Here is a 26,083-nt window from a genome sequence, read left to right on the forward strand (position 1 = left end):
TGGCATGCTGCTCGGCACCCTCATCGACGAGCTCGAACGCCGCGGCCAACGCTACGGCCTCGCCACGCTGTGCATCGGCGGCGGCATGGGCATCGCGACGATCGTGGAGCGGATCTGATGACCATTCGATACGAGCGGGGCGCCGACGGCGTCGTCGTGCTGACCCTCGACGACCCCAGCCGGGGCGTCAACACCATGAACGAGGCGTTCCTGTCCAGCCTCGACACGGTCCTGGACCGCCTGGAGGCCGAGCGGGCCGACATCACCGGCGTCATCATCACCTCGGCGAAGCAGTCCTGGTTCGCCGGCGGCGACCTCGACATGCTCGGCAGCATCGGCGCCGACCAGGCCGAGCTGGCGTACACGGCCAGCATGCGGGTCAAGGCGCAGCTGCGCCGCCTGGAGACGCTCGGCCGGCCCGTGGTCGCCGCGATCAACGGCACCGTGCTCGGCGGCGGCCTCGAACTCGCCCTCGCCTGCCACCACCGGGTCGTCGCCGACGACCGCCGCATCGAGATCGGCTGCCCAGAGGTCACCCTCGGGCTGCTGCCGGCCGGCGGCGGCGTCGTGCGCACCGTGCGCCTGCTCGGCATCACCGAGGCGCTGCTGCAGGTGCTGCTGAAGGGTCAGCGGCACCGCCCGCCGAAGGCCCTGGAGATCGGGCTGGTGCACCAGGTGGTCCCCGCCGACCAGGTCCTCGACGCCGCGCGGGCGTGGGTCGCCGCCAACCCCGACGCGGTCCAGCCGTGGGACGTCAAGGGCTACCGGATCCCCGGCGGCACGCCGAGCAGCCCGGCGTTCGCGGCGAACCTGCCCGCGTTCCCGGCGAACCTGCGCAAGGAGCTCAAGGGCGCCCCGTACCCGGCGCCGCGCAACATCCTCGCCGCCGCCGTCGAGGGCGCCCAGGTCGACCTGGCGACCGCGTTCGACATCGAGGCCCGCTACTTCGCCGAGCTGGTCACCGGGCAGGTCGCCAAGAACATGATCCAGGCGTTCTTCTTCGACCTGCAGGCCGCCAACGCCCGCGGCTCCTCCGCCGCGCCGTTCACGACCGTGGCGGTGCTCGGCGCCGGCATGATGGGCGCCGGGATCGCCTACGTGTGCGCCCGCGCCGGGATGCGGGTGCTGCTCAAGGACGTGACCGTCGAGGCCGCCGAGCGCGGCAAGGCGTACTCGCGGCGGCTGGTCGACAAGGGCCGCGGCGGCCCCGACCTGCTGGACCGGATCACCCCGACCGCCGACCCGGCCGACCTCGTTGGCGCGGACCTGGTCATCGAGGCCGTGTTCGAGGACCCGGCGCTCAAGCACAAGGTGTTCGCCGAGATCCAGGACGTCGTCGCCCCGGACGCGCTGCTGTGCTCCAACACCTCGACACTGCCGATCACCGAGCTCGCCGACGGGGTGCGCCGCCAGGCCGACTTCGTCGGGCTGCACTTCTTCTCCCCCGTGGACAAGATGCCCCTCGTCGAGGTGATCCGTGGCCGGACCACCTCCGACGACGCCGTCGAACGCGCCCTCGGCGTCGTACGGCAGCTGCGCAAGACCCCGATCGTGGTGAACGACAGCCGCGGGTTCTTCACCAGCCGGGTCATCGGTACGTTCACCAACGAGGGCGTCGCGATGCTCGCCGAGGGCATCCCCGCACCGTCGATCGAGCAGGCCAGCGCCCAGGCCGGCTACCCGGCGCCGGTGCTGCAGCTGATGGACGAGCTGACCCTCACCCTGCCGCGCAAGATCCGGCGGGAGACGGCGGCCGCGGTGTCCGCCGCCGGCGGCACCTGGACCCCGCACCCGGCGGACGCGGTCATCGACCGGATGATCGACGAGTTCGGCCGGCCGGGACGCTCCGGCGGTGCCGGGTTCTACGAGTACGCCGACGGCCGGCGCACCCGGCTCTGGCCAGGGCTGCGGGAGCACTTCGCCGCCCCCGGCGCCGACCTGCCGCCGCTGGTGGACCTGCAGGAGCGGATGCTGTTCGCCGAGGCGCTCGAGTCGGTCAAGTGCCTCGACGAGGGCGTGCTCACCTCGGTCGCCGACGCCAACATCGGCTCGATTTTCGGCATCGGCTTCCCCGGCTGGACCGGCGGCGTCCTGCAGTACATCAACGGCTACCCGGGCGGGCTGGACGGGTTCGTCGCCCGGGCCCGCGAGCTGGCCGCCCGGTACGGCAGCCGCTTCGAGCCGCCCCGGCTGCTGCTGGACAAGGCCACCCGCGGCGAACTGTTCCGCTGACCCGCACCACACCGCGGGTCCGGGGACCGCACGTCCCCGGGCCCGTCGGGTGCCGGCGGCCGCGGACTCCCGCCCGGGCGGCGCGGCCCGGCGTCACAGCGCCGCGCGGGTGAGCAGGAGGCGGCGCAGGGTGGTGGGGTCGCCGGCGAGGAGGCGGTTGGCGGTGGCGCGTTTGAGGTAGCGGTGCGCGTCGTGCTCCCAGGTGAAGCCGATCCCGCCGAGCAGCTGGATCGACGCGCGGGTCACGGTCCACGCGGCCTCGGTCGCGAGCAGCTTCGCCAAGGGGGCCGCGGTCGCGAACTCCGGGGTGCCGGCGGCGCGCAGGGCGTACCAGACCGACGACTGCGCCTGTTCGACGGCGACGTGCAGGTCGGCGACCCGGTGCCGCAGCGCCTGGAAGGTGGCCAGCGGCACGCCGAACTGGGTGCGGGTGCGCAGGTGCTCGGCGGTGACGCGCAGCGACGCGCGGGCCACGCCGACGGACTCGGCGGCGAGGGCCGCGTGCAGCAGGTCCTGCGCGCGGCCGGCGTGGCGGGCGACGAGCCGGGCCGGGGCCTGCCACAGCACGAGGGTGCCCTGGGTGCGGGTCTGGTCCAGGGTCGGCTGCGGGCGGATGTCGGGGTCGGTGACGGCGAACAGCGCGGTCCCGTCGGACACGATCACCACGCCGGCCGTGTCCGCGTCGAGGATGTGCGCGAACGAGCCGTCCAGGAGGTAGCCGTCGCCGTCGGGGCGGGCGGTGCAGGTGCCGTCGAGGGCGAGCGCGCCGACGAGGTCGCCGGCGGCGAGGGCCGGCAGCAGCTCGGCGGCGGCCGGCTCGGCCGGGTCGAGGGCGAGCGTGGCGACGGTGGTGGCCAGCAGCGGCGACGTGAGCAGCGCGGCGCCGGCCTCCTCCAGCACGATGCCGACCTCCACGAGGGTCGCGCCGAAGCCGCCGTGCTCCTCGGGGACCGCCAGGGCGGTCAGGCCCAGCTCGCCGGTGAGCCGGTCCCAGTCGGCGCCGGTACGGAAGAACGCGGCGACGCTGTCGCGCAGGGCGGCGTGTTCGGGGTTCATCGGGTGCCTCGCGGGGTGCGGCCGAGGACGTGGTCGGCGACGATGTTGCGCTGGATCTCGTCGGAACCGCCGTAGATGGTGTCGGCGCGGGTGAACAGGAACAGCCGCTGGGCGTCGGTGAGCTCGTACGGCGCGGCCTCGGCGATCGTCGCCGCGGCCCCGCCGACGTCCATGGCCAGCTCGCCGAGGCGCTGGTGCCAGCGGGCCCACAGCAGCTTCGCCACGGACGCGCCGGCCGGGTCCGGCGCCGTGGCCGACAGCGCCCGCAGCGCGTGGTGGCGCAGGCCCTGCAGGCCGGCCCACGCGTCGGCGATGCGGTCGGCGGTCACGGGGTCGTCGAAGGTGCCGTTCGCGCGGGCGGTGGCGACGACGGCGGCCAGCTCCCGGGCGAAGCCGAGCTGCTGGCCGAGGGTGGCGACCCCCCGCTCGTAGGACAGGGTGCTGGTGGCCACCCGCCAGCCGTCGCCGGGCGCGCCGACGACCAGGTCCGCGTCGGCACGGGCACCGTCGAAGAACACCTCGTTGAACTCCGAGGTGCCGGTGAGCTGCTTGATCGGCCGGACCTCGACGCCCGGCTGGCGCATCGGGACCAGCAGGTAGGACAGGCCGTCCTTGCGGGTGGCGGCCGGGTCGGTGCGGGCCAGCACGAAGCACCAGTCGGCGACGTGCGCCAGGGACGTCCACACCTTCTGCCCGGTGACCCGCCACGCGCCGTCCTCGTCGAGGGCCGCCCGGGTGCGCACGCCGGCGAGGTCGGAGCCGGCGCCGGGCTCGGAGTAGCCCTGGCACCACAGCTCCTCGGCCCGGGCGATCGGCGGCAGGAAGCGGTCGCGCTGGGCGTCGGTGCCGTGCGCGATGAGGGTCGGCGCGAGCAGGTACTCCCCGATGTGGCTGAGCCGGCCGGGGCCGCCGGCGCGGGCGTACTCCTCGAAGAACACCACCTGCTCGGCGATGGTGGCGCCGCGCCCGTACGGTGCGGGCCAGCCGATCCCGATCCAACCGGCGGCGCCGAGGACGCGCTCCCAGCGGGCCCGCAGCTCGAGGTGCTCGTGCTCGCGGCCCGGGCCGCCGGCGCCGACGAGCGGGGCGAACTCGCCGGTCAGGTGCTCGCGCAGCCAGGCGCGGATGTCCGCGGCCCGCAGGGCGACCTCAGGCGCCATAGACGGCCGCCGGTGCTGGGGCGCGCGACAGCAGGTCACGCACGACGGGGCCGAGCTCGTCGGGGTGCCAGCGGCGGCCGGCGTCGCGGGTCTCGCCGTGCTGCCAGCCGTCGGCGACGCTGACCGCGCCGCCGGAGACCTCGAAGACGCGGCCGGTGACGTCGCCGCTGTCGGCGCCGGCGAGCCAGACGACCAGCGGGGACACGTTGTCCGGGGCCATGGCGTCGAAACCGGTGTCGGGGGCGCGCATCGCGTCGGCGAACACGGTCTCGGTCATGGCGGTGCGGGCGCTGGGGGCGATGGCGTTGACGGTGACGCCGTAGCGGGCCAGCTCCGCGGCGGCGACCACGGTGAGCGCGGCGATGCCGGCCTTCGCGGCGCTGTAACTGGCCTGCCCGACGCTGCCCATGAGCCCGGCGCCGGAGGTGGTGTTGACGACCCGGGCGGCGACGTCCTCGCCGGCCTTGGCCCGGGCCCGCCAGTGGGCGGCGGCGTGCCGCAGCGGGGCGGCGGTGCCCTTGAGGTTGACCCGCATGACGGCGTCCCACTCGTCCTCGGCGAGGTTGACGACCATCCGGTCGCGGGCCAGGCCGGCGTTGTTGACCAGGGCGTCGAGCCGGCCGTGCGCGGCGACGGCCCGGTCGACCAGGGCGGCGGCGAAGTCCCAGTCGGCGATGTCGCCGGGGACCGCGACCGCGCCGGTGCGCGCGGCGACGTCGGCGAGCGCGTCGGCGTCCAGGTCGTTGAGCACCAGCCGGGCGCCGGCCTCGGCGAGCGCGAGCGCGTGCGCCCGGCCGAGGCCCTGCGCGGCGCCGGTGACGATGACGGATCTCATACGCGGAGCACCTCTCGCTGGTACCGGCGGACCTTGTCGCGGACGCCGACGGGGTCGTTCGGGTCGGCGCGGATGACGACCCGGGCCACGCCGAGGGAGCGCAGCGTCTCCAGGTCGCCGACGTTGCCGGGGGCCCGCATGGTGATCTCGATGTCGTCGATGCTGCGCCCGGCGGCGGCGCACTGCTCGGCGAGGGCGGCGCGCAGCTCGGCGAACCGGACGCCGGTGACGCCGAGGGGGTACCAGCCGCTGCCGTGCCGGGCGGCGCGGCGCACCGCGGCCATGGAGTGCCCGCCGACGACGATCGGCACGCCGCCGGGGCGGGTGGGGCGGGGCCGGCTGTGCACGTCGCGGAAGCTGACGAACCGGCCGGTGTACGTGGCGGGCGCCCGGGTCCACAGGGCGTGCATGGCCTCGAGGTACTCGTCGGCGCGGGCGCCGCGCTCCTCGAAGGGCACGCCGACGGCGTCGTACTCCTCGCGCAGCCAGCCGACGCCGATGCCGGCCAGCAGCCGCCCGCCGCTGAGCACGTCCACGGTGGCGAGGCGTTTCGCCAGCTCGACGGGGTGGTGTTCGGGCAGGATCAGCATGGCGGTGCCGAGGCGCAGGCTGGTGGTGTGCGCGGCGGCGAAGGTGAGCCAGTGCAGCGGGTCGGGGATGTCGTCGCCGGCGCCGAGGCTCATCCGGCCGCCGGGATCGTACGGGTACGCGGAGGTGTAGTCGTCCGGGACGACCACGTGCTCGACGGCCCAGACCGACTCGCAGCCGAGCTCCTCCAGCAGCCGGACGAAGCGCGCGGTGGTGGCGGGATCGGCGGCGCCGGTGCCGCCGAGGACGGGCATGACCCCGAGTTTCAGCTCCACGACGGGTACTCTACCAAACGCTTGCTTGGTAACGTAAGCGGATGGATTTCAGGTTCCGCAAGGGCGTTGCCGTCGTCACCGGTGCCACCGGCGGCATCGGCGAGGCCGTCGCCCGTCTCCTCGTCGCCCGCGGCAGCCGGGTGCTGCTGGCGTACCGCAGCAACGCCGCCGCGGCCGAGACCCTCGCCACCGAGCTGCCCGGCGCGACCGCGCACCGGGTCGAGCTGGCCGATCCGGCCTCGTGCGCGGCGCTCATCGACGCCGCGCCGGTCGTGCACACCCTCGTGCACGCCGCCGGGCCGCACGTGCCGATGCTGCACCTGAGCCGGGTCCCGCCGGAGCGCTTCGCCGCGCAGCTCACCGACGACGTGGCCGGCTTCTTCAACATCCTCGCCGCGGCCCTGCCCCGGCTGCGCGAGTCGCGCGGCAGCCTGGTCGCGGTCACCACCGCCGCCACCCGCCGGTTCCCGGTCCGCGACGGGCTGTCCGCCGGCCCGAAGGCCGCGGTCGAGGCCCTCGTGCGCGGGGTCGCCGCCGAGGAGGGCCGCTTCGGGGTGCGGGCCAACTGCGTCGGGCCGGGCATGCTCACCGACGGCATGGCGGCCCGGTTGATGGCCGACGGCGACCTCGACGAGCGGGCCCTGGAGGTGACCCGGGGCAACATCCCGCTGCGGACGTTCGGCACCGCCGCCGACGTCGCCGAGGCGGTGTGCTTCCTGGCCAGCGACCGGGCCCGGTTCATCACCGGCCAGAAGCTCGACGTCGACGGCGGCTACGCCGCCTGACCGACGTCGTGGCCGAAGAGCAGCCCATGGCCGTCCCCCGAACTCGTGCAGCAGGCAGCGGGCCCGCTGCGGGCAGCTGCCCGACGCGCACGGGAGCTCCTGCCAGCCCTCGTGGCGCACCCAGGCGTCGCGGGCCGGCGGCGGCTGGCCGGGGTGGCGCAGGTCCTCGCCGAGCCAGGTGCGGTGCCGCACCAGGTCGGTCGGGCGCCGCCGCGGCGGCTGCGGCAGGCTCTGCGGTCCGCAGCCACCCGTAGCCGGTCGAGCGACTCGACCGGCCGCGTCTGGCGGCCGCCGTCCCGCTTCGCGGCGCGAGAGGGTTGAATTGCGCCATGACGGCACGTGAGCGCTACGGCGAGTCGGTCCTCAGCCCCGACTGGCACGGTGAGCGGGAGCGACTCGTCGCCATGGCCGAGGTGGCCGACGGCACGACGCGGCGGGTCCTGCAGGACCTCGGGCTGCGCCCGCACTGGGACTGCCTCGAGGTCGGTGCGGGCGCCGGCACGGTCGCGGCGTGGCTTGCCGGCCAGGTGCCCGACGGCAGCGTCCTGGCGACGGACGTCGACACCCGATGGCTGCGCGCGATCGACGCGCCCACCCTGCGCGTGGCCGAGCACGACATCGTCCTGGACCCGTTGCCGGAGTCGGCGTTCCACCTCGTGCACGCCAGGTTCGTGCTGGAGCACTTGCCCGAACGCGATGCGGTCCTGGCCAAGCTGTGCCGGTCCCTGCGCCCCGGCGGCCTGCTGATGATCGAGTCGATCGCGAGCTTTCCGATCGCCTCCGGCGGCACCCCGGCGTTCCGCGACGCCATGCACGCGGTCGAGTCGACGCTGGCCGCGACCATCGGCACCGACGCGGGATGGCCACGGACCTTCCCCTCGCCCCTGCTCGCGCACGGCCTCACCGAGGTGTCGGCCTCGGTGCACGTCCCGGCGACCGGAGGCCGCAACGCATCGGCGCGCTGCTGGTCGCACACCCTCACGCAGCTGCGCCCGCGCATGCTCGAGCTCACGCCCGAGGTCCTGCCCGCGGTCGACGAGGCGCTGCGCCTCCTCGACCGGCAGGAGTTCTTCGAGCTCGCATTCGCCACCGCCGTCTGCTGGGGCCGCAGGCCGGCACACCCCGGCTGAGCCGGCCCGGCACGAGCGCCCCGGCTCCGGCCAGGGCTAGTGCGCGGCGGTCTTCAGCACGCCCATGCGGGCGCGGTACTCGTCGTCGAGGGCGGCGCCGCCGTCCTCGCGGGTGGCGACGACCTCGCCGCGGACCAGGACGTAGCCGCGGTCGACGGCGCCGCGGACGGCGCCGAGGGCGGGCTCGGCCATGAGCACCGCGACGCCGTCGGCCGCGAGCTGGGTGACGGTGCGCAGCAGCTCCTGCACGACGAGCGGGGCGAGACCGGTCATCATCTCGTCGAGCAGCAGCACCCGCGGCGAGCCCATCAGCGCCCGGGTCACCACGAGCATCTGCTGCTCGCCGCCGGACAGCACGCCGACGAGGCTCTTCATGCGGGTCCGCAGGATCGGGAAGCGGTCGATGGCGGTCTGCACCGCGCTGCGCGGCAGGCGCAGCAGCTCCGCCATGACCTGCAGGTTGTCCGCGACGTTGAGCTTCGGGAAGAGCTGGCGGCCCTGGGGCACGACGGCGATGCCGGCGCGGGCCCGGTCGGCGGGCTTGAGCCGGCTGACGTCCTCGCCGTCGAGGAAGACCCGGCCGGTGGCGGCGACGGAGCCGTACGCGGCGAGCAGCGCGCTGCTCTTGCCGGCGCCGTTCGGCCCGACCAGTGCGGTGACCACGCCGCCGGGGGCGACGATGTCGGCGCCGGTGACGGCGCTGGCGTGGCCGTACCGGACGCTCAGCCCTTCCAGGCGCAGTTCATGAGCCGACACGGTCAGCCTCCTCAGGGGCGTCGGCGACGCCGAAGTACACCTGCTGCATCTGTGGGCTGTCGAGGCACTCGCGGGGCGAGCCGTCGAACACGGACCGGCCCCGGTCCAGCAGCATGATCCGGTCGACGAGCCCGGCGACCAGGTCGACGTTGTGGTCGACGAGGATGACCGCGTGCCCGCGCCGCTGGACGGTGCGCACGACCTCGGAGATGCCGGTGACGCCGGCCGCGTCGGAGCCGGCGAACGGCTCGTCGAGCAGCAGCACCAGCGGGTCCTGGCCGAGGGCCCGGCCGACCTCGACGAGCCGCTGCTCGCCGAGGGACAGGTCGCCGGCCGGGCGGTCCAGCCGGTCGATGCCGAGCTCCTCGGCGATCGCGGCCACCGCGGCGGTGTCGGCGGGCAGCACCGGCCGCAGCGCGCCGCTGAACGAGCCGGCGATCATCTGCCAGACCGTGCCGTGGCGGCGGGCGACCCGGCCGAGCAGCAGGTTCTCCGCCACGGTGAGCTCCAGGGCGAGCTGCGGGTACTGGAAGGTGCGGGCCAGCCCGGCCTTGGCCCGCCGGGACGCGGGGCCCGAGAGGCGCTGCCCGCGCAGCGTCAGGGCGCCCTCGGTGGCGGGCTGCGCGCCGGAGATGAGGTCGACCAGGGTCGTCTTGCCGGCGCCGTTGGGTCCGACCAGACCGAGGACCTCGCCGGCGGTCAGCGAGAACGACACGTCCTGCAGCGCGGTGACCCCGCCGTAGCGTTTGGTGAGGCCCGAACCGACCAGCAGCGTCTCAGCCACGACGGCCTCCTGCGAGTTTCACGAGCCTGCTCGCGTAGCCGATCACGCCCTGCGGCGCGAGGAGCAGGATGACGAGGACCCCGAGCGCGAGGATCAGCGTGCCGCTGGTCTCCACGGCGGGGAAGTTCAGGGTGAGCTGCACCGCGATGACCGCGCCGAGCACCGCGCCCCAGGGGGTGGCCGAGCCGCCGATGAGCGGCATGAAGATGGCCAGGAACACCAGGTTGAGGGTGAACGTGTCCGGGGTGACGCTGCCGGCGGAGTAGGTGAACAGCCCGCCGCCGACGGCCGCGATGGCGGCGCCGATGGCGAGAGCCACCAGGTTCATCATCGGCACCCGTACACCGGCGGCCTCCACCGCGCGGGGCGCGTCGCGCATGGTGCGCACGATCACGCCCCACGGTGACATCCGCAGCCGGTCGAGCAGGAACGCGATGACGCACACGACCACCGCGGAGCCGACGACGACCTGGTAGTGGCTGGGCTGCCAGCCGAGGATGTCGAGCTTGCGGAGGCTGCCGAGGCCGGCGGAGCCGCCGGAGATGCCCTCGGCGTCGACCAGCCACGCGGTGAACGCCATGCCGAACAGCAGCGTCACCGCGGCGAGGAAGAACCCGGACAGCCGCCGGGTGGCCAGGCCCAGCAGCACGGCGACGACCGCGGCGACGACCGGCCCGGCGACCCAGGCGAGGATCAGCGGCAGGCCGCTCTTGCTGGAGATGAGACCGACCGCGTAGCCGCCGATGCCCGCGTACGCGCCGTACGCCATCGACAGCGATCCGGCCATCAGGTACGGCACGTACATGCCGAGCGCGACCAGCGCGTAGGTGGCGGTCGTCGTGACCAGCGTCTGCTTGTAGCCGTCGGCGCCGACCCACAGCAGGATCAGCGCCGCGCCCACGGCGCCGACCAGCAGGCCGAGGGAGCCGGGGATGCGCTTCATGCTCGTACCCTCCGCACGAACAGGCCGCTCGGTTTGAGGGCGAAGAACAACAGGGCGACGATGAGCAGGCCGTACACGTGCGACTGCCCGCCGAAGTAGTACGGCACGAACACCTCGACGGCGCCGAGCAGCAGCCCGCCGACGAGCGGGGCCCACACCGAGCCGGTGCCGCCGACGACCATCGCGAGGAAGCCCGACAGGGCCCAGCTGAGCCCGGACAGGGAGCTGACCCCGGCCTTCGGTGCGAACAGCAGCCCGGTGATCCCGGCGAGCAGCCCCGACAGCACGAACGCGATGAGCCGGACCCGGTTGACCGGCAGGCCGAGCAGCTGGGCGGCGTGCGTGCTGTCGCCGACGGCGCGCAGCAGCCGGCCGGTGCGGGTGCCGCGGATCCAGGCGGCGAGCCCGCCGAACGCGACGACGGTGAACGCCAGCAGCACCAGGGTGCTGGGCTGGATCGCGGTGTCGCCGACGGTCACCGGGTCGAACGTGAGCAGGTGCTGCCCCGGCAGCGTGGTGTAGCCGAACAGGTACCCGGCGAGCTGCTGGATGGCGAAGAGCACGGCCGCGACCGCGACCAGGGCCGGCAGCTCCCCGCCGCCGGAGCGGCGCTGCACCGGCCGGACCACCGCGAGCTCGGTGACCACGGCCAGGGCCGCGGCGGCGCTGACCGCCACCGCCGCGGCGGCCCATACGTTCATGTCCTCGTACAGCACCAGGTAGGACGTGCACAACCCGCCGATCATGGCGTACGGGCCGATCGCGAAGTTGAAGAACCCGGCGCCGACCAGGACCAGGTAGTAGGCCAGCGCAAGGAGGCCGAAGAAACAGCCCATCTCGAGGGCGGACAACCACAGTTGCAGCTGGCCCATCTGCCTACCTTTCTACTTGTTGCACGGCGGCTGGAAGGTGGCCCACGGGCCCTTGGGCTTGTTGTCCGCGCCGAACTCGATCAGCGACAGGCCGCACGGCCCGTCGGCGCCCAGGTGCTTGTCGGCGCCGAAGGAGAGGGTGAAGTTGGCCTGGCCGAAGGTGGCAGGGTACCCCTTGATGCTCTGGATGGCCTCGTTGAGCTTCTTGGAGTCGTCGACCCCGCCGGCCTTCTCGATCGCCTGCTTGAGCACGTGCACCGAGTCCCACGCCTGGGCGTCGTACGCGGTGATGTCGTAGTCCTTGCCGTACTTCTCCTTGAGCAGCGTGACCAGCGCCTGGGTGCGCGGGTTCGCGGTGTTGATCGAGCCCATGAAGATCAGGCCCTCCAGCGCGCCGGGGGCGGCGAGCTTCCAGGAGGACGGCTGGTTGCCGATGGACGCCAGGGAGAACCGCTTGGTGCCCTTCATCTGGCTGCCGAGGGTGTTCTGGGCGAGCACCTCGAACGCGCCGCCGACGCTGGTCACCAGGACCGCGTCCGGGTTGGCGTTCTTGAGCCGGGCCACCTGCGCCGACAGGTCGGAGGCGTTGGCCGCGCCCTTCTCGGTGGCGACGATCTGCACGCAGCTCAGGGCCGGCAGCAGCGCCTTGTCCAGCGCGGCGATGGTGGTGGTGTCGTCGGTGAGGACGCCGAGCTTGGTGATGTTCGCGGCCTTGAAGGCGCCGCAGTACACGTCGGCCCAGTCCGTGGTGGTGTTGGCGAGCATGTAGATGAGCTCGTTGTCCGGCGGCTGGACGAGCGTGGCGGTGACGCCGGTCGGGGCGATGGCGGGCAGGCCGAGCGCGGTGAGCGTCGACTTCGCCTGCAGGATGGCGGCGCTGCCGCTCTGCAGGAACAGCGCCTTGGCGCCCTGGCCGGCGAGCTTCTGCAGCACGGCCGGCACCTTGGTCGGGTCGGACTCGTCGTTCTCGACGACCAGCTGCAGCGGGCGGCCGAGGACGCCGCCCTTGTCGTTGACGTCCTGGACCGCCAGCCGGATGGTCTTGCCCGCGATGGTGCTGTAGGAGGCGCCGGAGCCGGTGCTGTCCTCGTCCAGGCCGATGATGATCGGAGCGCCGGAGGCGGTGCCGTTGGTCGGCTTCTCGTCCCCCGCCTTGTTGCCGCAGCCGGCGACGGTGAGCGCCGCCAGCGCGAGACAGCTGACGATGCGACTCGTCGTTTTAACGCCCATTTGTACCCCTGTCACGGAATTATACGAATCGTCAGCCTCGGGAGGAGTGATCGCGGCACATCGCCGCCTGACCGGTGTGGCCAGAGTCATAAACCTAACAAGCGCTTGGTTTCTACATCTTGGCCACGGGTGCCCGGGGTGTCAAGAACACGGGGGACGCACGGACGTAACAGAACCGTCAAAAACGCGGGCCGCTCAGGAGCGCACGGCGGGCAGCACCTCCAGGGCGAGCCGCTCGACCTGCGCCTGCCGGTCGGCGCCGGCCGGCTTCAGGTTGAGCACCGTAAATCCCATGGCGAGCAGCGCCCGCAGCCGCTCGGCGACGAGGTCCGCCGGCCCGGACACCGCGCCGGGCCGGTCGGCGCCGACGGACACCTCGACGTTGAGTGCGTACGTGATGTCGGACGGCGACCGCCCGGCCGCCTCGGCCGCCGCGCCGACGCGCGCGAGCATCCCGGGCAGCCGGTCCAGCGGCGCGTAGCCCAGCGACGGCATCCAGCCGTCGGCGAGCCGGCCGGTGACGTCCAGCGCCCGGGGCCCGAAGGTGCCGACCCAGATCGGGATCCGTCGCGCCGGCTTCGGCTCCAGCGGCGCCTCCACGACGTGATGGATGCGGCCGGTGTACGTGAACGCCGGCTCGACCCACAGTCCCCGGATGATCCGGATGGCGTCGGCGAGCCCGTCGACCTTGTCGCGCGGCGGCGGCACGGGGATGCCGAAGGCCCGGAACTCCTCGTCCGACGCTCCCCCGCCCAGCCCCAGGATCAGCCGGCCGCCGGCGAGCCGGTCGAGGGTCTCGGCCATCTTGGCGACCATCGCGGGGTTGCGGTACGGCACGCCGAGCACCCGCGGCATCACGCCGACGCGGCCGGTGTGCGCGGCGATCCAGGTGAGCATCGTCCAGGTCTCGTTGCTCGGGGCGGTGCCGCTGGGGTGGTCGGAGGTGGAGACGAAGTCGTAGCCGAGGGTCTCGGCGGCGCGGGCGGCGGCGACGGGGTCCACGCCTGTCGCGGCGGGGAGGTCGATCCCGAATCTGTTTGACATGTCAAGCACGCTACGGCGGTTCCGTTTGACATGTCAAACAGATCTCGTACGCTTGGCCGCATGCCCGAACCGCGCTGGCTCACCGACGCCGAGATGGCCACCTGGCTCGGCTACCGCCGCATGCGCACCCTGCTCGACCTGCAGCTCACCCGCGACCTGGGCGCCGAGTCCGGCCTGTCGGACGCCGACTACGACGTGCTGACCACGGTCTCGGAGGCTCCCGGCCGGCAGCTGCGCCTAGGCGAGCTGGCCGCGGCGCTGCGCTGGTCGGCGAGCCGGCTGTCGCACCAGGTGACCCGGATGCAGCAGCGCGGCCTGGTGACCCGCGCCGGCGCCCCGGACGACGGCCGCAGCGCGACCGTGGTGCTCACCGAGCACGGCTGGGCGACCGTCCAGGCCGCGGCGGTGCACCACGTCGCGTCGGTCCGCCGGCACTTCATCGACGTCCTCGACGAGCAGGACGTGGCCGCACTGGGCCGGATCGCCGGCAAGGTCCTCGCCCACCTCAGCGAGGTGACCGCGCCGACGCCGCCGCGCCGCAGGGTCGGCTGAGCGGCCGCCGCGTCAGCTGAGCGGCCGCGGGGTCAGCTGAGCGCGGGGCCGTCGGGGCGCGCGTCGAGCGGGTGGGCGGCGATCTTGCCGGCGAGGTCCCTGGCGATCGACGCGGCCGCGGCGCTGCCGGGCTTGCGGCCGGCCTGGTCCTCGAAGCCGGCCAGGAACTGCGCGCCGAACCCCAGCCGGGGGTACCGGTGCAGGATGGCGGCCCGCTCGTCCGGCGGGAACTCCTCCTGCCACCGGCCGACCACGTCCCAGCTCGTCGCGACCTGCAGCAGGTGCGACTCCGGGTCCACCGCGGCGGCGACGTCGTCGCGCATGTGCAGCACGATGATCTGCGCGACCCGGTCCGTGCGGGCCGCCGGCCAGCCGGCGGCGGTGCCGAACACCCGGGCCACCTCGCCGCCGGCCACCTCGAACGGCACCGTGTGGCTGTCGAACGCGGGCGACAGGGCGATGTCGTGCAGCAGCGCCGCGACGCAGAACAGCTCGTCGTCGCGGTCGATGCCGTGCGCCCGCGCGTACAGCGCGCCCCAGATGTAGCTGCGCACGGAGTGGTTGAGGAACGCGGGGGTGAAGTACCGCTCCGCCACGGTCATCGCGGTGGCGACGGCCGGCGTGTCCGGCACCGCCGGGAGGGCCGGGCCAGCGGGCTGCGCACACATGGGTCAACGGTCCGGCGGCGCGCCGCCGGACCGCCTCACCCGTCCGGCGCGACCCCGGTCACCGGGCGCCGCGCAGCTTGAGGACGTACGCCGCGGTCAGCGCGACGGGACGGTCGGCGTCGTCCGCGAGCCCGGTCAGCGCGGCGGTCGCCACACCGCCCGGAATGTCCGCCAGGGCCTGGGTCAGCCGCTGCCGGGCCGCCGGCGCCGTGCCGCCGTCGGCGATGCGGCCGGCCAGATCGGTGGCGATCCGGTCCGCCAGCTCCGGGTCACCGGCCAGGGCGCTCAGCGCGTCGGCCGCGTCGGCGTCGTTGACGTCCTCGACGATCATGCCGATGAGCGTCGGCACCGCCTCGGCCACACCGCGGGCGCCGAGGGCGAGGGCCGCGTACCGCCGCACCACGGCGTCCTCGACGGTCAGGGCGCCGCGCAGCAGGGCGGTCGCGGCGTCGCCGGGCACCTCGGCGATCGACTGCACCGCCCGCTTGCGCACGGCGGCGTCCCCCGCCGTGAGGCCGCCGGCCAGCGCCGTGAGCCCGCCGGTGCCCGACCGGGCGAGGGCCCAGCGCAGCGCGCCGGCGACGTTCGGGTCCGCCTCGTGCAGCACCGCCTCGACGAGCGCGTCCACCGGCGCCTCGTCCGCGGCGGACAGCGCGGCCCGCTGCCGCCGGCCGGCGCTGTCGGACCCGAGCGCCTGCAGCAGCGCGACGATGCGCAGCACGTCGCCCCAGTCGGCGGGCTCGGCGCCACCGATCTGCTGCAGCCGGGTGAGCAGCTCCGTCTCGCTCGCGATGCGCTCCCGCGTCTGGCCGATGAGGTCGTCGACCAGCTGCGCGGGCGCGAACCCCGGGTCGTCGAGGGCGCGCCCGACCTCCCGCAGCGACAGCCCCAGCGACCGCAGGCTCTCCACATGGAAGATCCGCTGGATGTCCTCGGGCGAGTACTCCCGGTAGCCGGACCCGGTGCGACCCGTCGGCCGCACCAGGCCCAGCGACTCGTAGTGCCTGAGCATGCGGGCGCTGACCCCGGAGCGTCGCGCCACGTCACCGATCAACACCGCCCCATCATCCCTCCCGGCCGGCGGGGCCGAGGGCGACGATGCGCTTGGCCTCCTCGACGGCGTAGCCGGACCCGGCGTCCGGGTCGAGCAGCAACCGCCGGGTGGCGTCCGCGTGCCGGCGTACCCCCGGGTCGGCGCCCCGCTCCGCGGCGTCGAGCACCGGCAGGACCGCCTCACCGAGCGCGACCAGCGCCCGGCTCAGGCTCAGCTGCGTCTCCCGCCCGCCGCGGCCGAGCTGGGTCGCCAGCACCGCCGCCAGCTCCGTGCGGCCCTCCTCGGGCACCAGCACGGCCGCCGCCCGCCAGGCGCTGCGCGCCACGTCGTCGTCGGCGTCGGTGAGCAGCGCCCGGGTGATCGCCGGCCACGCCCGCCGGTCGCCGATCTTCGACAGCGTGTGCAGCGCCTGGGCGCGCGCCTGCGGCCGCGGCGAGCCGAGCTCACCGACGACCCTCGGCACCGTCAGCGCCGGCTCGTGGCGGGTCAGCGCCCACGTCAGCATGTCGCGCACGAAGAAGTCCGGCTCCAGGCCGCACCGCGCGACGAGCGTGTCGACCAGCCCCGGGTCCGGGGTCGTCCCGGCCGCGAGCGCGGCCTCCAGCCGCACCGACGCGCTGCCGTGCTCCATCGCGCGCAGCACCCGCGCCGTGCCCGTTTCCTGCATGGTCATCGAGACCACCTCCCGGCGACCAGTGAAGGCCTTGTCACCGTGTCAAGGTCAAGCCGCCGACGATGCGCCGATGACGACGCCGGCGTCGGGCGGTGGCGCACCGGCGGCGACGCCGGGTTCGCCCGGGTCGAGGCGCGTCACCCCGACGGGCGCATGGCCGCACTCACCAACCCGGTCGTCCTGACGTGACCCTGACCGCGCCCGCTCACCGCTCGACCTGACCGGCTGACCCGACCGCCGGCCGGCGCGGCGCCGCCGGCGGGCGTCATGGCGTGGTGGCGCCGCGCACGCCGCTCATGGCGGGCTCGGCCGGGGCGGGCGCGGGTGGCGGCAGCGTCACCTCGCGCAGGCCGATCCGCGCGTGCAGGCGCCGCAGCGGGGCGGGTGCCCACCAGTTCCACCGGCCGAGCAGGGTCATGGTCGCCGGCACCAGCAGGCAGCGCACCACGGTCGCGTCGACCAGGACGGCCGTGGTGAGGCCGAGGCCGATCTGCTCGATGCTGCCCATCTTCGCCGCGGCGAAGCAGCCGAAGACGATGACCATGAGCAGCGCGGCGGAGGTGATGACGCGGCCGGTGTGCTGCAGGCCGCGGCGCACGGCGGTGTCCGTGTCGTCGCCGGCGTCGGCGTACTCCTTGATCCGGCCGAGCAGGAACACCTCGTAGTCCATGGACAGCGCGAACGCGAAGGCGAAGAGGATGACCACGACGAACGGGTCCAGCCCGCCGACGGTGAGGGTGCCGAGCACCCCGGCGAGCCAGCCGTGCTCGAACACCGCCACCATGACGCCGAGCGTCGCGCCGAGCGACACGACGTTGGCCAGGATCGCCTTCACCGGCACGATCACCGACCCGGTCATCGCGAACAGCAGCACCAGCATGGCGGTGAGCGTGATGCCCAGCGCGAGCGGCAGGTCGTCGAGGATGAGGTCGACGAGGTCCACGAGGACCGCGGCGTCGCCGGTGACCCACGACTGGACGCCGGCCGGGCGGTCGGCGCGGATGCGGTGCACGAGGTCCTGGGCGGCGTCGTCCTGGGCGCCGCCGCGCAGGTTCAGCTCGACCGTGGCCAGCCCGGACCCGGCGGGCTTCGCCGGCTGGACCTTGCCGACGGCCGGGTCGGCGGCCCAGCGGGCGGCGTACGCGTCGAGGTCCGCGGCGCCGGTCCGGGCGATGATCCTCACCGACGGGGCGAACGACCGCCCGAAGCGGGTCTTGAGCTCGTCGGCGACCCGCACCGACGCGATGCTGCGCGGGGTGCCCTCCAGGCCGGGCAGCTTCACCGTCGCCGACAGCAGCGGCAGCCCCGCCGCCAGCAGCACCGCCGCGGTGAGCACGGCGACGAGCGCGGCGCGGCGCTGCACGAACGCGGCGAGGGCGGCGAAGAGCCCACGGCCGGCCTCGTCGCCGGCGGGCCGGCGCGACGGTTTGAGCCGGCGGCGGGCCAGGCCGATGAGGGCGGCCGTGAACGTCAGCGACACCAGCATCGCGACCAGCGCGATCGACACGCCGGCGGCACCGAGGGCGGTGAGCTGCCGGACCGAGAACGCGAGGAGCCCGGCGAGCGCGGCGGCGACGGTGAGCGCGCTGAACAGGATGGTGCGCCCGGCGGTCGCCCACGCCCGGCCGATCGCGACCTCGGGGCTGAACCCGGCGGCCAGCTCCTCCCGGTAGCGGGCCACGAGCAGCAGCCCGTAGTCGACCGACAGGCCCAGGCCGAGCAGCGACGCGACGGTCAGCGCGTTGGAGTCCACGTCCGTGAACGTGGTGAAGACGTACAGGACGGGAAAGACCGTGGCGATCGACACGACCGCCGCGAGCACCGGCACGCCGGCCGCGACGAGGCCGCCGAACACGACGACGAGCACGATCAGGGTGAGCGGCAGCGACAGCAGCTCGGCCTGGGTACGGTCGGCGTCGAGGGTCCGCCCGGCGTCGCGGCTGATCGTGGCGCTGCCACCGACGCGCACGGCCGCACCGGCCGGCAGCTCACCGCCGAGCCGGTCGAGCTCGGCCTCGACCGCGTCGACGGCGGCGTTGCGGGTCGGTTTGTCGACCTTCTCCAGGGTGGCCACGACGAGCAGCGCCCGCCCGTCCGTGGACACGGCGGTCGCCTCGACCTGCCGGACGTGCTCGACCCCGCGCACGCGGGCCATGACGGCCTCGACGGCGCCCCGGACGTCCGCCGCGGCCGGGTCCACGCCGTCGACCAGCCCGACGACCTGGCCGGAGGAGTCCTCGGCGGTGCTGATCAGGTCGTACGCCTCGATCGACTCGACCTTCTTGCGCACGCTGCTGTCCTCGGAGATGGCGTTGAGCAGCGGCCCCGCGGCGAGGACCCCGCCGGCGACCACGACCAGCCAGACGCCCACCACCCACCACCGGCGCCGGAAGCACCACGTGCCCAACCGCGCCATGAACCCCTCGGCCATCCGTCCTCCGCCCCCGCCGGTGCTGTCCAATCCGTCGCATCAACGTGCCAGACGCCACGAAAGGTTGCTCCGGCGGGGGTGCGGTGTCCCGAGGGGTCGGGTCAGCGCACGGCGGCGTTGTAGTTGTCGATGTCCTTCTTGAGGCCGGCGGCGGCGTCGTGCATGGCCTGCTCGGCGGGTTTCGTGCCGAGGATCGCCTGTTCGAGGCCGTCCTCGCTGGCCTTGCGGGCCTGCGGCATGACGCCGAGCAGGCAGCCGGCGGAGGCGACCGACGGCTTGCGGGCGTGCAGCTGGTCCACGGCGGTGCCGAACTGCGGGTACCGGACCCGCCAGTCCCTGGTGACGGCCTCGTCGTGAGCCTTGACGTTGACCGGCACGTAGCCGGTGCCGACGTGCCACTGGGCCTGCTGCGCCGGCTGGGACACGAACTTGACGAACTCCCAGGCGGCACGCTGCTCCAGGGCGCTGTGGCCGGGGCCGCTGATCCACAGCGAGGCGCCGCCGATGACGGGGCCGCCGGTGGAGGCGGCGCTGACCTTCGGGTACGGCGCGGTGGCGACGGTGAACCTGCCCTTGGCGGCGTCGACGTAGCCGCGCAGCACCGACGTGGACTCCAGGTGCATGGCGACGTTGCCGGACTTGAACGCGGCCTGGGCGTCGTCGGTCTTGCGGCCGGTGTTGGTGGCGTAGCCGGCGCGGACGAGGTCGGCCCACCACTGCGCGACGCGGACCCCGGTCGGGCTGTCGAACTGGACCTTGCCGGCCAGGCCGGAGCGGCCGTTGCCCTGGTCGCAGTACTCCTTGTCGTCGGTGGCGAGCAGCTGTTCGAGCAGCCACCCGTAGATGGCGGCGCCGAAGCCGTACTGGGTGACCTTGCCGCCGGCGTCGCGGACGGTGAGCTTCCTGGCGTAGTCGGTGAGCTCGTCGAGGGTGGCCGGTGGCTTCGCCGGGTCCAGGCCGGCGCGCTCGAACGCCTCCTTGTTCATGTACAGCAGCGGCGTGGAGGAGTTGAACGGCATCGAGTGCAGCTTGCCGTCCACGGAGTAGTAGCTGGCGATGTTGGGTTCGATGTCGGTGGCCGCGGTGCCGTCCTTGTCGAGGAACCCGGCCACCGGCACCGTCTGCTTAGAGTCGATCATGAACCGGGTGCCGATGTCGTAGATCTGCACGAGGGCGGGGGTGTTCTTCTGCTGCACGGCGGTCTTGTACTTGGCGACCGTCTCGTCGTAGCTGCCCTGGAAGACCGGCTTGACCTCGATCTTGTCGCCGTGCTGCTTGGCGAAGTCGGCGACGAGGGCGTTGACCGCCTCGACGTTGGCGCCGCGCATCGAGTGCCAGAACTCGATGGTGACCTTGCCGGTCGCCTGGTCCAGCACGTCGCGGCCGGGGACGCCGGTCGAGCCGCCGTCGGGGGTGTCGCCGCCCCCGCAGGCGCTCAGCGCCGCCGCGCCGGCGACGAGCAGCGCGGCCGCGAACCGGCCCATGGAGTGGGTGAGCATGCGCTTCCTCCTTGCGGTGGTCGCGTCAGCGCAGCGCCCCGGCGGTCAGCCCGCGGACGATGTACCGCTGCCCGAACACGACGATGGCGAGCGTGGGGATGAGGGAGAGCACGACGCCGGCGAGGATGAGGCCCGGGTCGGCGGCCTCGGCGTCGTTGAGCTGGGACACGCCGATCTGCAGCGTCTGGTACTGCGGGTCGCGCACGAGGATCAGCGGCCAGAAGTACTGGTTCCACGCGGACAGGAACACGTACACGCCGACCGCGGCGATCGTCGGGCGCGACAGCGGGATCAGGATCCGGGCCAGGAACCGGCCGTGGCCGCAGCCGTCGACGGTCGCGGCGTCGCGCAGCTCCGCGGGGAACTGCAGGAACGCCTGCCGGAACAGGAAGGTGCCGAATGCCGAGGCGAGGAACGGCAGGACCAGCCCCACGTAGGTGAGCGGCCCGCGGACGAGCCCCCAGCCGGAGACGGTGAGGAAGTTGGGGATGATGATCGACTCCCACGGCACCATGAGGGTCGACAGGAACAGCCCGAACGTGAAGGCCCGGGCCCGCATCGGCAGGAACGCGAACGCGTAGCCGGCCAGGATGCTGGTGAGCAGCTGGGCGGCGGTGATGACGCCGGTCTGCAGGGCCGAGTTGAGGTACTGCCGGCGCAGCGGCACGGCGTCGAGCACCGCGCCGAAGTTGCCCAGGTGCGCGCCGCCGGGGACCAGCGCCGGTGGGTAGACGGCCAGCTCGCGCAGCGTCATCACGGAGCCGGCGACGGCGTAGTACACGGGGAACAGCACCGGCACGGCGAGCAGGACGAGCAGCGTGACCACCGCGGCGCGCCTCACCGGTAGTGCACCCGCCGCTCGAGCACCCGGAACTGCACCAGGGTGCAGGCGAGCACGATGACCAGCAGCACGACCGCCTGGGCGCTGGCCGCGCCGTAGTCGGACGAGCCGTAGGCGAACGCCTCGGTGTAGATGGAGTACACCAGCGTGGTGGTGGCCCGGTCCGGCCCGCCCTTGGTGAGGATGTGGATCTGGCCGAAGCTCTGCAGCGCGTGGATCGTGGTGACCACGACGAGGAAGAACAGCTGCGGCGACAGCAGCGGCACGGTGATGCGCCGGGCGAGGGCGAGCCCGGTGGCGCCGTCGAGCCGGGCGGCCTCCACGACCTCCGGCGGGATGGCGCCGATCCCGGCGGACAGCACGAGCACGTTGTAGCCGAGGCTCATCCAGACCGTGGTGGCGCACAGCGCGGGCAGCGCGATGTCCGGGTCGGTCAGCCACCGCACCCGGTCGATGCCGACCCGGCCCAGCAGGCCGTTGGCGACGCCGATCGCCGGGTTGTAGATGATCGCGAACACCACCGAGGCGGTCGCGACGGAGAACGCGAACGGCAGCGCGAACGCGGTGCGAAAGAAGCGCGCCGCCCGGATCCGCGCCTCCAGCAGCAGCACGACCAGCAGCGCCCCGGCGACCGACGGCACCACCGTCAGCAGCGTGAACAGCGCGGTGGTGGCCAGCACCCTGCCGAAGCCGCCGGCGGTGAACAGGTCGCGGTAGTTGTCCAGGCCGGTGAACCGGCCGGCGCCGCCGAACAGGTCGCTGCCGTGCGTCGACAGGTACAGCGACCGGCCCAGCGGCCAGAAGACGAACAGCGCGAACACCACCACGGACGGCAGCAGGAACGCCCAGGCGAGCAGCTGCTCCCGCGGTCGTCGCGACGGTGTGCCGACTCCGGCCATGTGCCCCCGCTCCGATCGGCATTGATCGACGAGCGCAAATTATTACATCGTTGACAGCAAATGAACAACAGGTGAACGACGCTGGTCACCGGTTGTGCGCGCCGCACCCGCCCGGCCGCGGGAGGCGTATCGGCACCGGGCGCGGGTAGCTGGGCCCATATGCTGAAACGCGCGGTGTGGCAGGGGCTCGTCGCCGGCCTGGCCGGGGCGGCCGGGCGACGTGCCCACCGGCGCGGTCCATGACGGCCGAGGACTTCAGCTACCGGGCCGGGTGACGGGTATGGTGCAGCGATGCAACGCACCGCGCTGGTCACGGGGGCATCGTCGGGCATCGGGCGGGCGACCGCCGCCGCGCTGGTCGCGCGGGGCTACCGGGTGATCGGCACCAGCCGGCGGCCGGACGGGCTCACCGCCGCGCAGCGGCCCGACGGCGTCGAGTTCCTGCCGCTGGACCTGACCGACGACGCGTCGATCGAGGCCCTGGCCGCCGCGGCCGGGGCGGTCGACGTGCTGGTCAACAACGCCGGGGAGAGCCAGTCGGGGCCGTTCGAGGAACTGCCCGTCGACGCGCTGCGGCGGCTGTTCCAGGTCAACGTGCTCGGTCCGGTCCGGCTCAGCCAGCTGCTGCTGCCCGGCATGCGGGAGCGCGGGCACGGCCGGGTGGTCATGGTCGGGTCGATGCTCGCGTCGTTCCCCCTGGCGTACCGGTCGTCGTACGTCGCGTCCAAGGCCGCGCTCAAGGGGTTCAGCGACGGCGCCCGGCACGAGTACACCCCGTTCGGCGTGTGGCTGACCACGGTGGAGCCCGGGTCGATCAGCACCGGGATCAGCGAGCGGCGCACCAGGTACACCGCGGAGGGCTCGCCGCACCGCGCGGACTTCGAGCGGATGCTGGCCGCCCTGGACCGCAACGAGCGCACCGGCGTGCCGGCCGAGCGGGTCGCCGCCACCATCGTCAAGGCCGTCGAGGCGCCCCGGCCGAAGGCGCACTACGCGGTGGGCAGCAACGCGCCGGTCGTCTTCCCGTTGCGCCGGCTGCTGCCGCAGGGTCTCGTCGCGAAGGTGACCCACCGCCGCCATGATCTGCGCCGTTGACGAATATTTTCCTCGCGTTTATTTTCGCACTCCCAGTTTCATTGACACCTATCAGTGCGCCTCGGTAGCGTGTCCGCTGACACCAGACCGGAAGATATCGCATTGTTCGCCGGTGATACTCGTTCATGACGTGTGCGGTCACATTTGTACACGTGGAGACGGAGCGAAACGTTCACATGGCAGATGACTGTCACCTGTCCGGCGCAGCGGACCAGCACGAGCACGGCATGTCCGGGCCGGTCTTCGCCGTGGGCGGGCCGACCGCGTACGACGACGTGGTGCGGTTCACCGCCGCGGTACGCGCGCTGCATCCACTGCCGGAAATGCCGCACCCCGATTTCCTGTTCTTCCAGACCCTGCATCTGACCGCCGAACTGCTCTGGTACAACGTGCATTTCGACATCGTGCGCGCGGCCGAGGACCTGGGTCGCGGCGATTATCGCGGGGCCCATCGCCTGCTGCGCCGCGCGACCGAACTGCAGCGGCTCACCGTGACGCATCTGGGCCAGGTCCGGTCCGGTATTCCGCAGGCGGAGTTCCTGCAGATCCGGGCGAGCCTGCCGGAAGGCGGCAGCGGCCTGGACTCCCCCGGCATGCGGAATCTGCAAAAGGCGTGCCGGCATTTGTGGCGCGCTTTCAGCGCGGCGATGGAGTCCGACGGCGTGTGCGCCGAGGCGGAGCTGCTGCGGGCCGGCACCCCGCATCCGGACCTCGCGGCGGTCGCACTGGAGATGCTCGAGCTCGACGACGCGGTGCTCGGCTGGCAGCAGGAGCACCAGCGCATGGTGTGGGCCCGGCTCGGCGGCCATCCGACGCTGCACGGGCTCCGCGAGCCGCACGGCGCCGGACCGGTCAGCCTGACCGGCCGCTCCGTCGAGGTGCTCGACCGGTTCGTCGGGCACATGCGCTTCCCGCGGCTGTGGCAGGCGGTGCAGCAGTACCAGGAATCCGTTGCGGGCGGCCCGGAGCCGGCGCCGCTCGGCACGACGCGCGCAGGAAGGACCTGACCATGACCAGCACCGCGTGGCGGCCGCCGCTCGAGCTGCCGTTCCACTGGCACGCCTACGACGTCGGGCACCTGCTGCCCGAGGACTGGGCCGAGGCGCTGCTCGCCGTGGCCCGCGAGCATGCGGTACGCCGCGTCTTCCGCCCCACCATGACCACCGCCCGCGAGGTCGCCGACGTGCGGATCCCGATGCACAGCGTCGACGGCGAGGTGCTGCGCCGCGCCGCGCCGTGGACGTTCGAGCTGTACAGCGGCTGGTTCAAGGAGCTCGGCGAGCGCACCGCCGAGGAGAAGCTGCAGGAGACCAGCACCGACAACCGCGCGCTGAGCCTGAACATCCAGGACGGGATCACGATGCGCTACCCGTGCCACGTCGACAGCAACCCGATGCAGGGCCTGCTGTACCTGACCACGTGCACCGAGGAGACCGGCGGTGCCCTGGTCGTGGCCCGGGACCGCGCCGCCCGCACCGTCGCTGACGTCGACGCGGACGCCCTGCGCATCTACCCGGCGAAGGGTCAGCTGTACTTCTTCGACGCCCGCCGGCACGCCCACTACGTCGAGCCGCTGCGCCGGCCGGACGCCGTGCGGGCCGTGCTGACGATGAACTACTACTCGCCGTCGTGCCCGGAGACGCAGCGCCCCGCCGGCCTGGACGAGCAGCTCTTCAGCCGCTGACCGCCGCCGCGGCGGCGACCGTCATGGCGTCCGCCGGGTCGATGCCCGCCGTCTTGAGAGAAGCCGTCTTGGTAACCGCCGCGACGAGCAGCGGTACGCCCGCCTGCTGGACCAGGGTGTGGCTCACCGACCCGGCCAGCAGCCGCCGCAGCCCGTCCTGCTGGCGGCAGCCCACCACGAGCAGCGCCGCGTCGCCGGCGGCCCGCAGCAGCGCCGCCGCAGGGTCGGTGCCCGGCACCGCCGCGGTGTGCACGGGCACGTGCGGGAAGCGCGCCCGCCACGGCAGCAGCGCCCGGTCCAGCAGCTCCCCCGCCTCGGTCAGCGCCTCGGTCAGCGCCTCCGTCCCGCGCGCGGCCCGGCCCGGGGTGACGTAGCAGGCGCGCAGGTCGCTGCCGTGCCGGTCGGCGGTGTCGAACGCGTACTCGATCGCCGCCGCCGACGGTGCGGCGGCGTCGACCCCGACCACCACCGGACCGGCCGGGTGGCCGGGCGTGCCGCCGACGACCGCGACCGGGCACGTCGCGTGCCGGGCGACCTGGGCGCTGACCGAGCCGAGGCGCACCGGCAGCCGCCCGCGCCCCCGGCGGCCGACGACCACCAGGTCGGCCGCGTGTGCCTCGCTGAGCAGCAGGTCCCCGGCGGGCCGGTCGGCGATGTACACCTGCACCCGCAGCCTGCCGTGCTGGCGGTGCAGGTAGCGGCGGGCGAAGTCGAGCAGCCGGCGGGCCTCGGTGGCGCGGTCCTCGACCGGCCGGATCAGGGCCGTCTCCGCGTAGGCGTGGGCGGGCAGGAGCGCGTGGACCAGCCGTACGTCGTGCCCGCGCAGCACGGCCTCGGTGGCCGCGTGCTCCACGGCGGTCCAGCCGGCCTCCGAGCCGTCGAACCCGGCGACGACCAAGCCTCGACGTGCCATGACAACCTCCCGGCGGTGCTGCTCGCTGTGGTCGCCCCATCGTCGCCCGCGCCCGGCGGCGCTGGTCAGGGCCGCCGGTTACCA

General features: G+C 73.8%; 27 protein-coding genes. 9 read left to right on the top strand and 18 right to left on the bottom strand.

What is annotated here, in order from left to right; translation table 11 throughout:
- Positions 1–4 precede the first annotated feature (4 nt).
- Positions 5–118, top strand: a complete 114-nt coding sequence (locus tag OP18_RS55225) for a hypothetical protein (protein WP_245635459.1) — start codon at positions 5–7, stop codon at positions 116–118.
- Positions 118–2,232: a 3-hydroxyacyl-CoA dehydrogenase NAD-binding domain-containing protein gene (locus OP18_RS19385; protein WP_033360381.1), complete on the top strand. Its 2,115-nt coding sequence runs from the start codon at positions 118–120 to the stop codon at positions 2,230–2,232. The genes OP18_RS55225 and OP18_RS19385 overlap by 1 nt, the downstream gene beginning before the upstream one ends.
- 93 nt (positions 2,233–2,325) lie before the next feature.
- On the opposite strand, the gene OP18_RS19390 is transcribed toward OP18_RS19385, so the two are convergent.
- The 4 genes from OP18_RS19390 to OP18_RS19405 are packed head-to-tail and all read right to left on the bottom strand — an operon-like array spanning position 2,326 to position 6,146.
- Positions 2,326–3,288, bottom strand: a complete 963-nt coding sequence (locus tag OP18_RS19390; RefSeq protein ID WP_052386977.1) for an acyl-CoA dehydrogenase family protein — start codon at positions 3,286–3,288, stop codon at positions 2,326–2,328.
- Positions 3,285–4,448 carry an acyl-CoA dehydrogenase family protein gene (locus tag OP18_RS19395; RefSeq protein ID WP_033360382.1) on the bottom strand — a complete coding sequence of 388 codons (1,164 nt, stop codon included), beginning with the start codon at positions 4,446–4,448 and terminating at the stop codon, positions 3,285–3,287. Before OP18_RS19395 ends, OP18_RS19390 begins: the two co-directional genes overlap by 4 nt.
- On the bottom strand, positions 4,438–5,283 hold the full coding sequence (locus OP18_RS19400; RefSeq protein ID WP_033360383.1) for an SDR family oxidoreductase: 846 nt from the start codon (positions 5,281–5,283) through the stop codon (positions 4,438–4,440). The genes OP18_RS19395 and OP18_RS19400 overlap by 11 nt, the downstream gene beginning before the upstream one ends.
- Positions 5,280–6,146 carry an LLM class F420-dependent oxidoreductase gene (locus OP18_RS19405; protein ID WP_052386978.1) on the bottom strand — a complete coding sequence of 289 codons (867 nt, stop codon included), beginning with the start codon at positions 6,144–6,146 and terminating at the stop codon, positions 5,280–5,282. Before OP18_RS19405 ends, OP18_RS19400 begins: the two co-directional genes overlap by 4 nt.
- Positions 6,147–6,187: 41 nt before the next feature.
- On the opposite strand from OP18_RS19405, the gene OP18_RS19410 reads away from it, so the two are divergent.
- Positions 6,188–6,931, top strand: coding sequence for an SDR family NAD(P)-dependent oxidoreductase (locus OP18_RS19410; protein WP_033360384.1), 744 nt, complete (start codon positions 6,188–6,190; stop codon positions 6,929–6,931).
- Positions 6,932–7,260: 329 nt separating this feature from the next.
- On the top strand, positions 7,261–8,061 hold the full coding sequence (locus OP18_RS19415) for a class I SAM-dependent methyltransferase (protein WP_033360385.1): 801 nt from the start codon (positions 7,261–7,263) through the stop codon (positions 8,059–8,061).
- Positions 8,062–8,097: 36 nt separating this feature from the next.
- Here OP18_RS19415 and OP18_RS19420 read toward each other — a convergent pair whose 3' ends face one another.
- The 6 genes from OP18_RS19420 to OP18_RS19445 all read right to left on the bottom strand — a co-directional run bounded on the left by OP18_RS19420 (position 8,098) and on the right by OP18_RS19445 (position 13,690).
- The gene (locus OP18_RS19420; protein WP_211273598.1) at positions 8,098–8,817 is read right to left on the bottom strand and encodes an ABC transporter ATP-binding protein; all 720 of its coding nucleotides are present in this window, start codon (positions 8,815–8,817) and stop codon (positions 8,098–8,100) included.
- The gene (locus tag OP18_RS19425; RefSeq protein ID WP_211273599.1) at positions 8,804–9,601 is read right to left on the bottom strand and encodes an ABC transporter ATP-binding protein; all 798 of its coding nucleotides are present in this window, start codon (positions 9,599–9,601) and stop codon (positions 8,804–8,806) included. The genes OP18_RS19420 and OP18_RS19425 overlap by 14 nt, the downstream gene beginning before the upstream one ends.
- On the bottom strand, positions 9,594–10,544 hold the full coding sequence (locus OP18_RS19430) for a branched-chain amino acid ABC transporter permease (protein WP_052386979.1): 951 nt from the start codon (positions 10,542–10,544) through the stop codon (positions 9,594–9,596). The genes OP18_RS19425 and OP18_RS19430 overlap by 8 nt, the downstream gene beginning before the upstream one ends.
- The gene (locus OP18_RS19435) at positions 10,541–11,416 is read right to left on the bottom strand and encodes a branched-chain amino acid ABC transporter permease (RefSeq protein WP_033360386.1); all 876 of its coding nucleotides are present in this window, start codon (positions 11,414–11,416) and stop codon (positions 10,541–10,543) included. Before OP18_RS19435 ends, OP18_RS19430 begins: the two co-directional genes overlap by 4 nt.
- A gap of 12 nt (positions 11,417–11,428) precedes the next feature.
- On the bottom strand, positions 11,429–12,646 hold the full coding sequence (locus OP18_RS19440; protein WP_052386980.1) for an ABC transporter substrate-binding protein: 1,218 nt from the start codon (positions 12,644–12,646) through the stop codon (positions 11,429–11,431).
- A 195-nt stretch (positions 12,647–12,841) separates the two neighbouring features.
- A complete protein-coding gene (locus OP18_RS19445; protein ID WP_033360387.1) occupies positions 12,842–13,690 on the bottom strand; it encodes an LLM class flavin-dependent oxidoreductase in 849 nt (282 codons plus the stop codon).
- A gap of 60 nt (positions 13,691–13,750) precedes the next feature.
- On the opposite strand from OP18_RS19445, the gene OP18_RS19450 reads away from it, so the two are divergent.
- The gene (locus OP18_RS19450; RefSeq protein WP_033360388.1) at positions 13,751–14,242 is read left to right on the top strand and encodes a MarR family winged helix-turn-helix transcriptional regulator; all 492 of its coding nucleotides are present in this window, start codon (positions 13,751–13,753) and stop codon (positions 14,240–14,242) included.
- A 32-nt stretch (positions 14,243–14,274) separates the two neighbouring features.
- Here the strand turns inward: OP18_RS19450 and OP18_RS19455 are convergent, their stop codons facing one another.
- The 3 genes from OP18_RS19455 to OP18_RS19465 are packed head-to-tail and all read right to left on the bottom strand — an operon-like array spanning position 14,275 to position 16,637.
- On the bottom strand, positions 14,275–14,910 hold the full coding sequence (locus OP18_RS19455; protein WP_081970905.1) for an HD domain-containing protein: 636 nt from the start codon (positions 14,908–14,910) through the stop codon (positions 14,275–14,277).
- Positions 14,911–14,968: 58 nt separating this feature from the next.
- On the bottom strand, positions 14,969–15,967 hold the full coding sequence (locus tag OP18_RS19460) for a MerR family transcriptional regulator (RefSeq protein ID WP_033360390.1): 999 nt from the start codon (positions 15,965–15,967) through the stop codon (positions 14,969–14,971).
- Positions 15,968–15,974: 7 nt separating this feature from the next.
- On the bottom strand, positions 15,975–16,637 hold the full coding sequence (locus tag OP18_RS19465; protein ID WP_033360483.1) for a HEAT repeat domain-containing protein: 663 nt from the start codon (positions 16,635–16,637) through the stop codon (positions 15,975–15,977).
- A gap of 39 nt (positions 16,638–16,676) precedes the next feature.
- Between OP18_RS19465 and OP18_RS57290 the strand changes: the two genes are divergently transcribed.
- The gene (locus OP18_RS57290; protein ID WP_156089628.1) at positions 16,677–16,826 is read left to right on the top strand and encodes a hypothetical protein; all 150 of its coding nucleotides are present in this window, start codon (positions 16,677–16,679) and stop codon (positions 16,824–16,826) included.
- 76 nt (positions 16,827–16,902) lie between these two features.
- Here the strand turns inward: OP18_RS57290 and OP18_RS19470 are convergent, their stop codons facing one another.
- From OP18_RS19470 to OP18_RS19485, 4 genes are all read right to left on the bottom strand, one after another.
- Positions 16,903–19,068: an MMPL family transporter gene (locus OP18_RS19470; RefSeq protein WP_245635446.1), complete on the bottom strand. Its 2,166-nt coding sequence runs from the start codon at positions 19,066–19,068 to the stop codon at positions 16,903–16,905.
- Positions 19,069–19,169: 101 nt separating this feature from the next.
- A complete protein-coding gene (locus OP18_RS19475) occupies positions 19,170–20,567 on the bottom strand; it encodes an ABC transporter substrate-binding protein (RefSeq protein WP_052386981.1) in 1,398 nt (465 codons plus the stop codon).
- Positions 20,568–20,592: 25 nt separating this feature from the next.
- On the bottom strand, positions 20,593–21,408 hold the full coding sequence (locus tag OP18_RS19480; RefSeq protein ID WP_033360391.1) for a carbohydrate ABC transporter permease: 816 nt from the start codon (positions 21,406–21,408) through the stop codon (positions 20,593–20,595).
- A complete protein-coding gene (locus OP18_RS19485) occupies positions 21,405–22,307 on the bottom strand; it encodes a carbohydrate ABC transporter permease (protein ID WP_033360392.1) in 903 nt (300 codons plus the stop codon). The genes OP18_RS19480 and OP18_RS19485 overlap by 4 nt, the downstream gene beginning before the upstream one ends.
- A 291-nt stretch (positions 22,308–22,598) precedes the next feature.
- On the opposite strand from OP18_RS19485, the gene OP18_RS19490 reads away from it, so the two are divergent.
- The 3 genes from OP18_RS19490 to OP18_RS19500 all read left to right on the top strand — a co-directional run bounded on the left by OP18_RS19490 (position 22,599) and on the right by OP18_RS19500 (position 25,086).
- A complete protein-coding gene (locus tag OP18_RS19490) occupies positions 22,599–23,402 on the top strand; it encodes an SDR family oxidoreductase (protein ID WP_033360393.1) in 804 nt (267 codons plus the stop codon).
- 152 nt (positions 23,403–23,554) lie between these two features.
- Entirely contained in the window at positions 23,555–24,409 is an 855-nt protein-coding gene (locus tag OP18_RS19495; protein ID WP_156089629.1) for a hypothetical protein, read from the top strand.
- A gap of 2 nt (positions 24,410–24,411) precedes the next feature.
- Positions 24,412–25,086 carry a 2OG-Fe(II) oxygenase gene (locus OP18_RS19500; RefSeq protein ID WP_033360395.1) on the top strand — a complete coding sequence of 225 codons (675 nt, stop codon included), beginning with the start codon at positions 24,412–24,414 and terminating at the stop codon, positions 25,084–25,086.
- On the opposite strand, the gene OP18_RS52745 is transcribed toward OP18_RS19500, so the two are convergent.
- The gene (locus tag OP18_RS52745; protein ID WP_081970906.1) at positions 25,076–25,999 is read right to left on the bottom strand and encodes a universal stress protein; all 924 of its coding nucleotides are present in this window, start codon (positions 25,997–25,999) and stop codon (positions 25,076–25,078) included. The two genes, OP18_RS19500 and OP18_RS52745, sit on opposite strands and share 11 nt — an antisense overlap.
- Positions 26,000–26,083: the final 84 nt, after the last annotated feature.

This window comes from Dactylosporangium aurantiacum, from assembly GCF_000716715.1.
Lineage (GTDB): Bacteria > Actinomycetota > Actinomycetes > Mycobacteriales > Micromonosporaceae > Dactylosporangium > Dactylosporangium aurantiacum.

What these genes read in the sequence shown, in the direction of transcription:
- OP18_RS19465 (WP_033360483.1), bottom strand. Translation starts at nt 16,637, where the DNA reads ATGACCATGCAGGAAACGGGCACGGCGCGGGTGCTGCGCGCGATGGAG.
- OP18_RS19430 (WP_052386979.1), bottom strand. Translation starts at nt 10,544, where the DNA reads ATGAAGCGCATCCCCGGCTCCCTCGGCCTGCTGGTCGGCGCCGTGGGC.
- OP18_RS19410 (WP_033360384.1), top strand. Translation starts at nt 6,188, where the DNA reads ATGGATTTCAGGTTCCGCAAGGGCGTTGCCGTCGTCACCGGTGCCACC.
- OP18_RS19390 (WP_052386977.1), bottom strand. Translation starts at nt 3,288, where the DNA reads ATGAACCCCGAACACGCCGCCCTGCGCGACAGCGTCGCCGCGTTCTTC.
- OP18_RS19490 (WP_033360393.1), top strand. Translation starts at nt 22,599, where the DNA reads ATGCAACGCACCGCGCTGGTCACGGGGGCATCGTCGGGCATCGGGCGG.
- OP18_RS19400 (WP_033360383.1), bottom strand. Translation starts at nt 5,283, where the DNA reads ATGAGATCCGTCATCGTCACCGGCGCCGCGCAGGGCCTCGGCCGGGCG.
- OP18_RS19470 (WP_245635446.1), bottom strand. Translation starts at nt 19,068, where the DNA reads ATGGCCGAGGGGTTCATGGCGCGGTTGGGCACGTGGTGCTTCCGGCGC.
- OP18_RS52745 (WP_081970906.1), bottom strand. Translation starts at nt 25,999, where the DNA reads ATGGCACGTCGAGGCTTGGTCGTCGCCGGGTTCGACGGCTCGGAGGCC.
- OP18_RS19475 (WP_052386981.1), bottom strand. Translation starts at nt 20,567, where the DNA reads ATGCTCACCCACTCCATGGGCCGGTTCGCGGCCGCGCTGCTCGTCGCC.
- OP18_RS19455 (WP_081970905.1), bottom strand. Translation starts at nt 14,910, where the DNA reads ATGTGTGCGCAGCCCGCTGGCCCGGCCCTCCCGGCGGTGCCGGACACG.
- OP18_RS19485 (WP_033360392.1), bottom strand. Translation starts at nt 22,307, where the DNA reads ATGGCCGGAGTCGGCACACCGTCGCGACGACCGCGGGAGCAGCTGCTC.
- OP18_RS55225 (WP_245635459.1), top strand. Translation starts at nt 5, where the DNA reads ATGCTGCTCGGCACCCTCATCGACGAGCTCGAACGCCGCGGCCAACGC.
- OP18_RS19445 (WP_033360387.1), bottom strand. Translation starts at nt 13,690, where the DNA reads ATGTCAAACAGATTCGGGATCGACCTCCCCGCCGCGACAGGCGTGGAC.
- OP18_RS19415 (WP_033360385.1), top strand. Translation starts at nt 7,261, where the DNA reads ATGACGGCACGTGAGCGCTACGGCGAGTCGGTCCTCAGCCCCGACTGG.
- OP18_RS19450 (WP_033360388.1), top strand. Translation starts at nt 13,751, where the DNA reads ATGCCCGAACCGCGCTGGCTCACCGACGCCGAGATGGCCACCTGGCTC.
- OP18_RS19395 (WP_033360382.1), bottom strand. Translation starts at nt 4,448, where the DNA reads ATGGCGCCTGAGGTCGCCCTGCGGGCCGCGGACATCCGCGCCTGGCTG.
- OP18_RS19385 (WP_033360381.1), top strand. Translation starts at nt 118, where the DNA reads ATGACCATTCGATACGAGCGGGGCGCCGACGGCGTCGTCGTGCTGACC.
- OP18_RS19440 (WP_052386980.1), bottom strand. Translation starts at nt 12,646, where the DNA reads ATGGGCGTTAAAACGACGAGTCGCATCGTCAGCTGTCTCGCGCTGGCG.
- OP18_RS19500 (WP_033360395.1), top strand. Translation starts at nt 24,412, where the DNA reads ATGACCAGCACCGCGTGGCGGCCGCCGCTCGAGCTGCCGTTCCACTGG.
- OP18_RS19435 (WP_033360386.1), bottom strand. Translation starts at nt 11,416, where the DNA reads ATGGGCCAGCTGCAACTGTGGTTGTCCGCCCTCGAGATGGGCTGTTTC.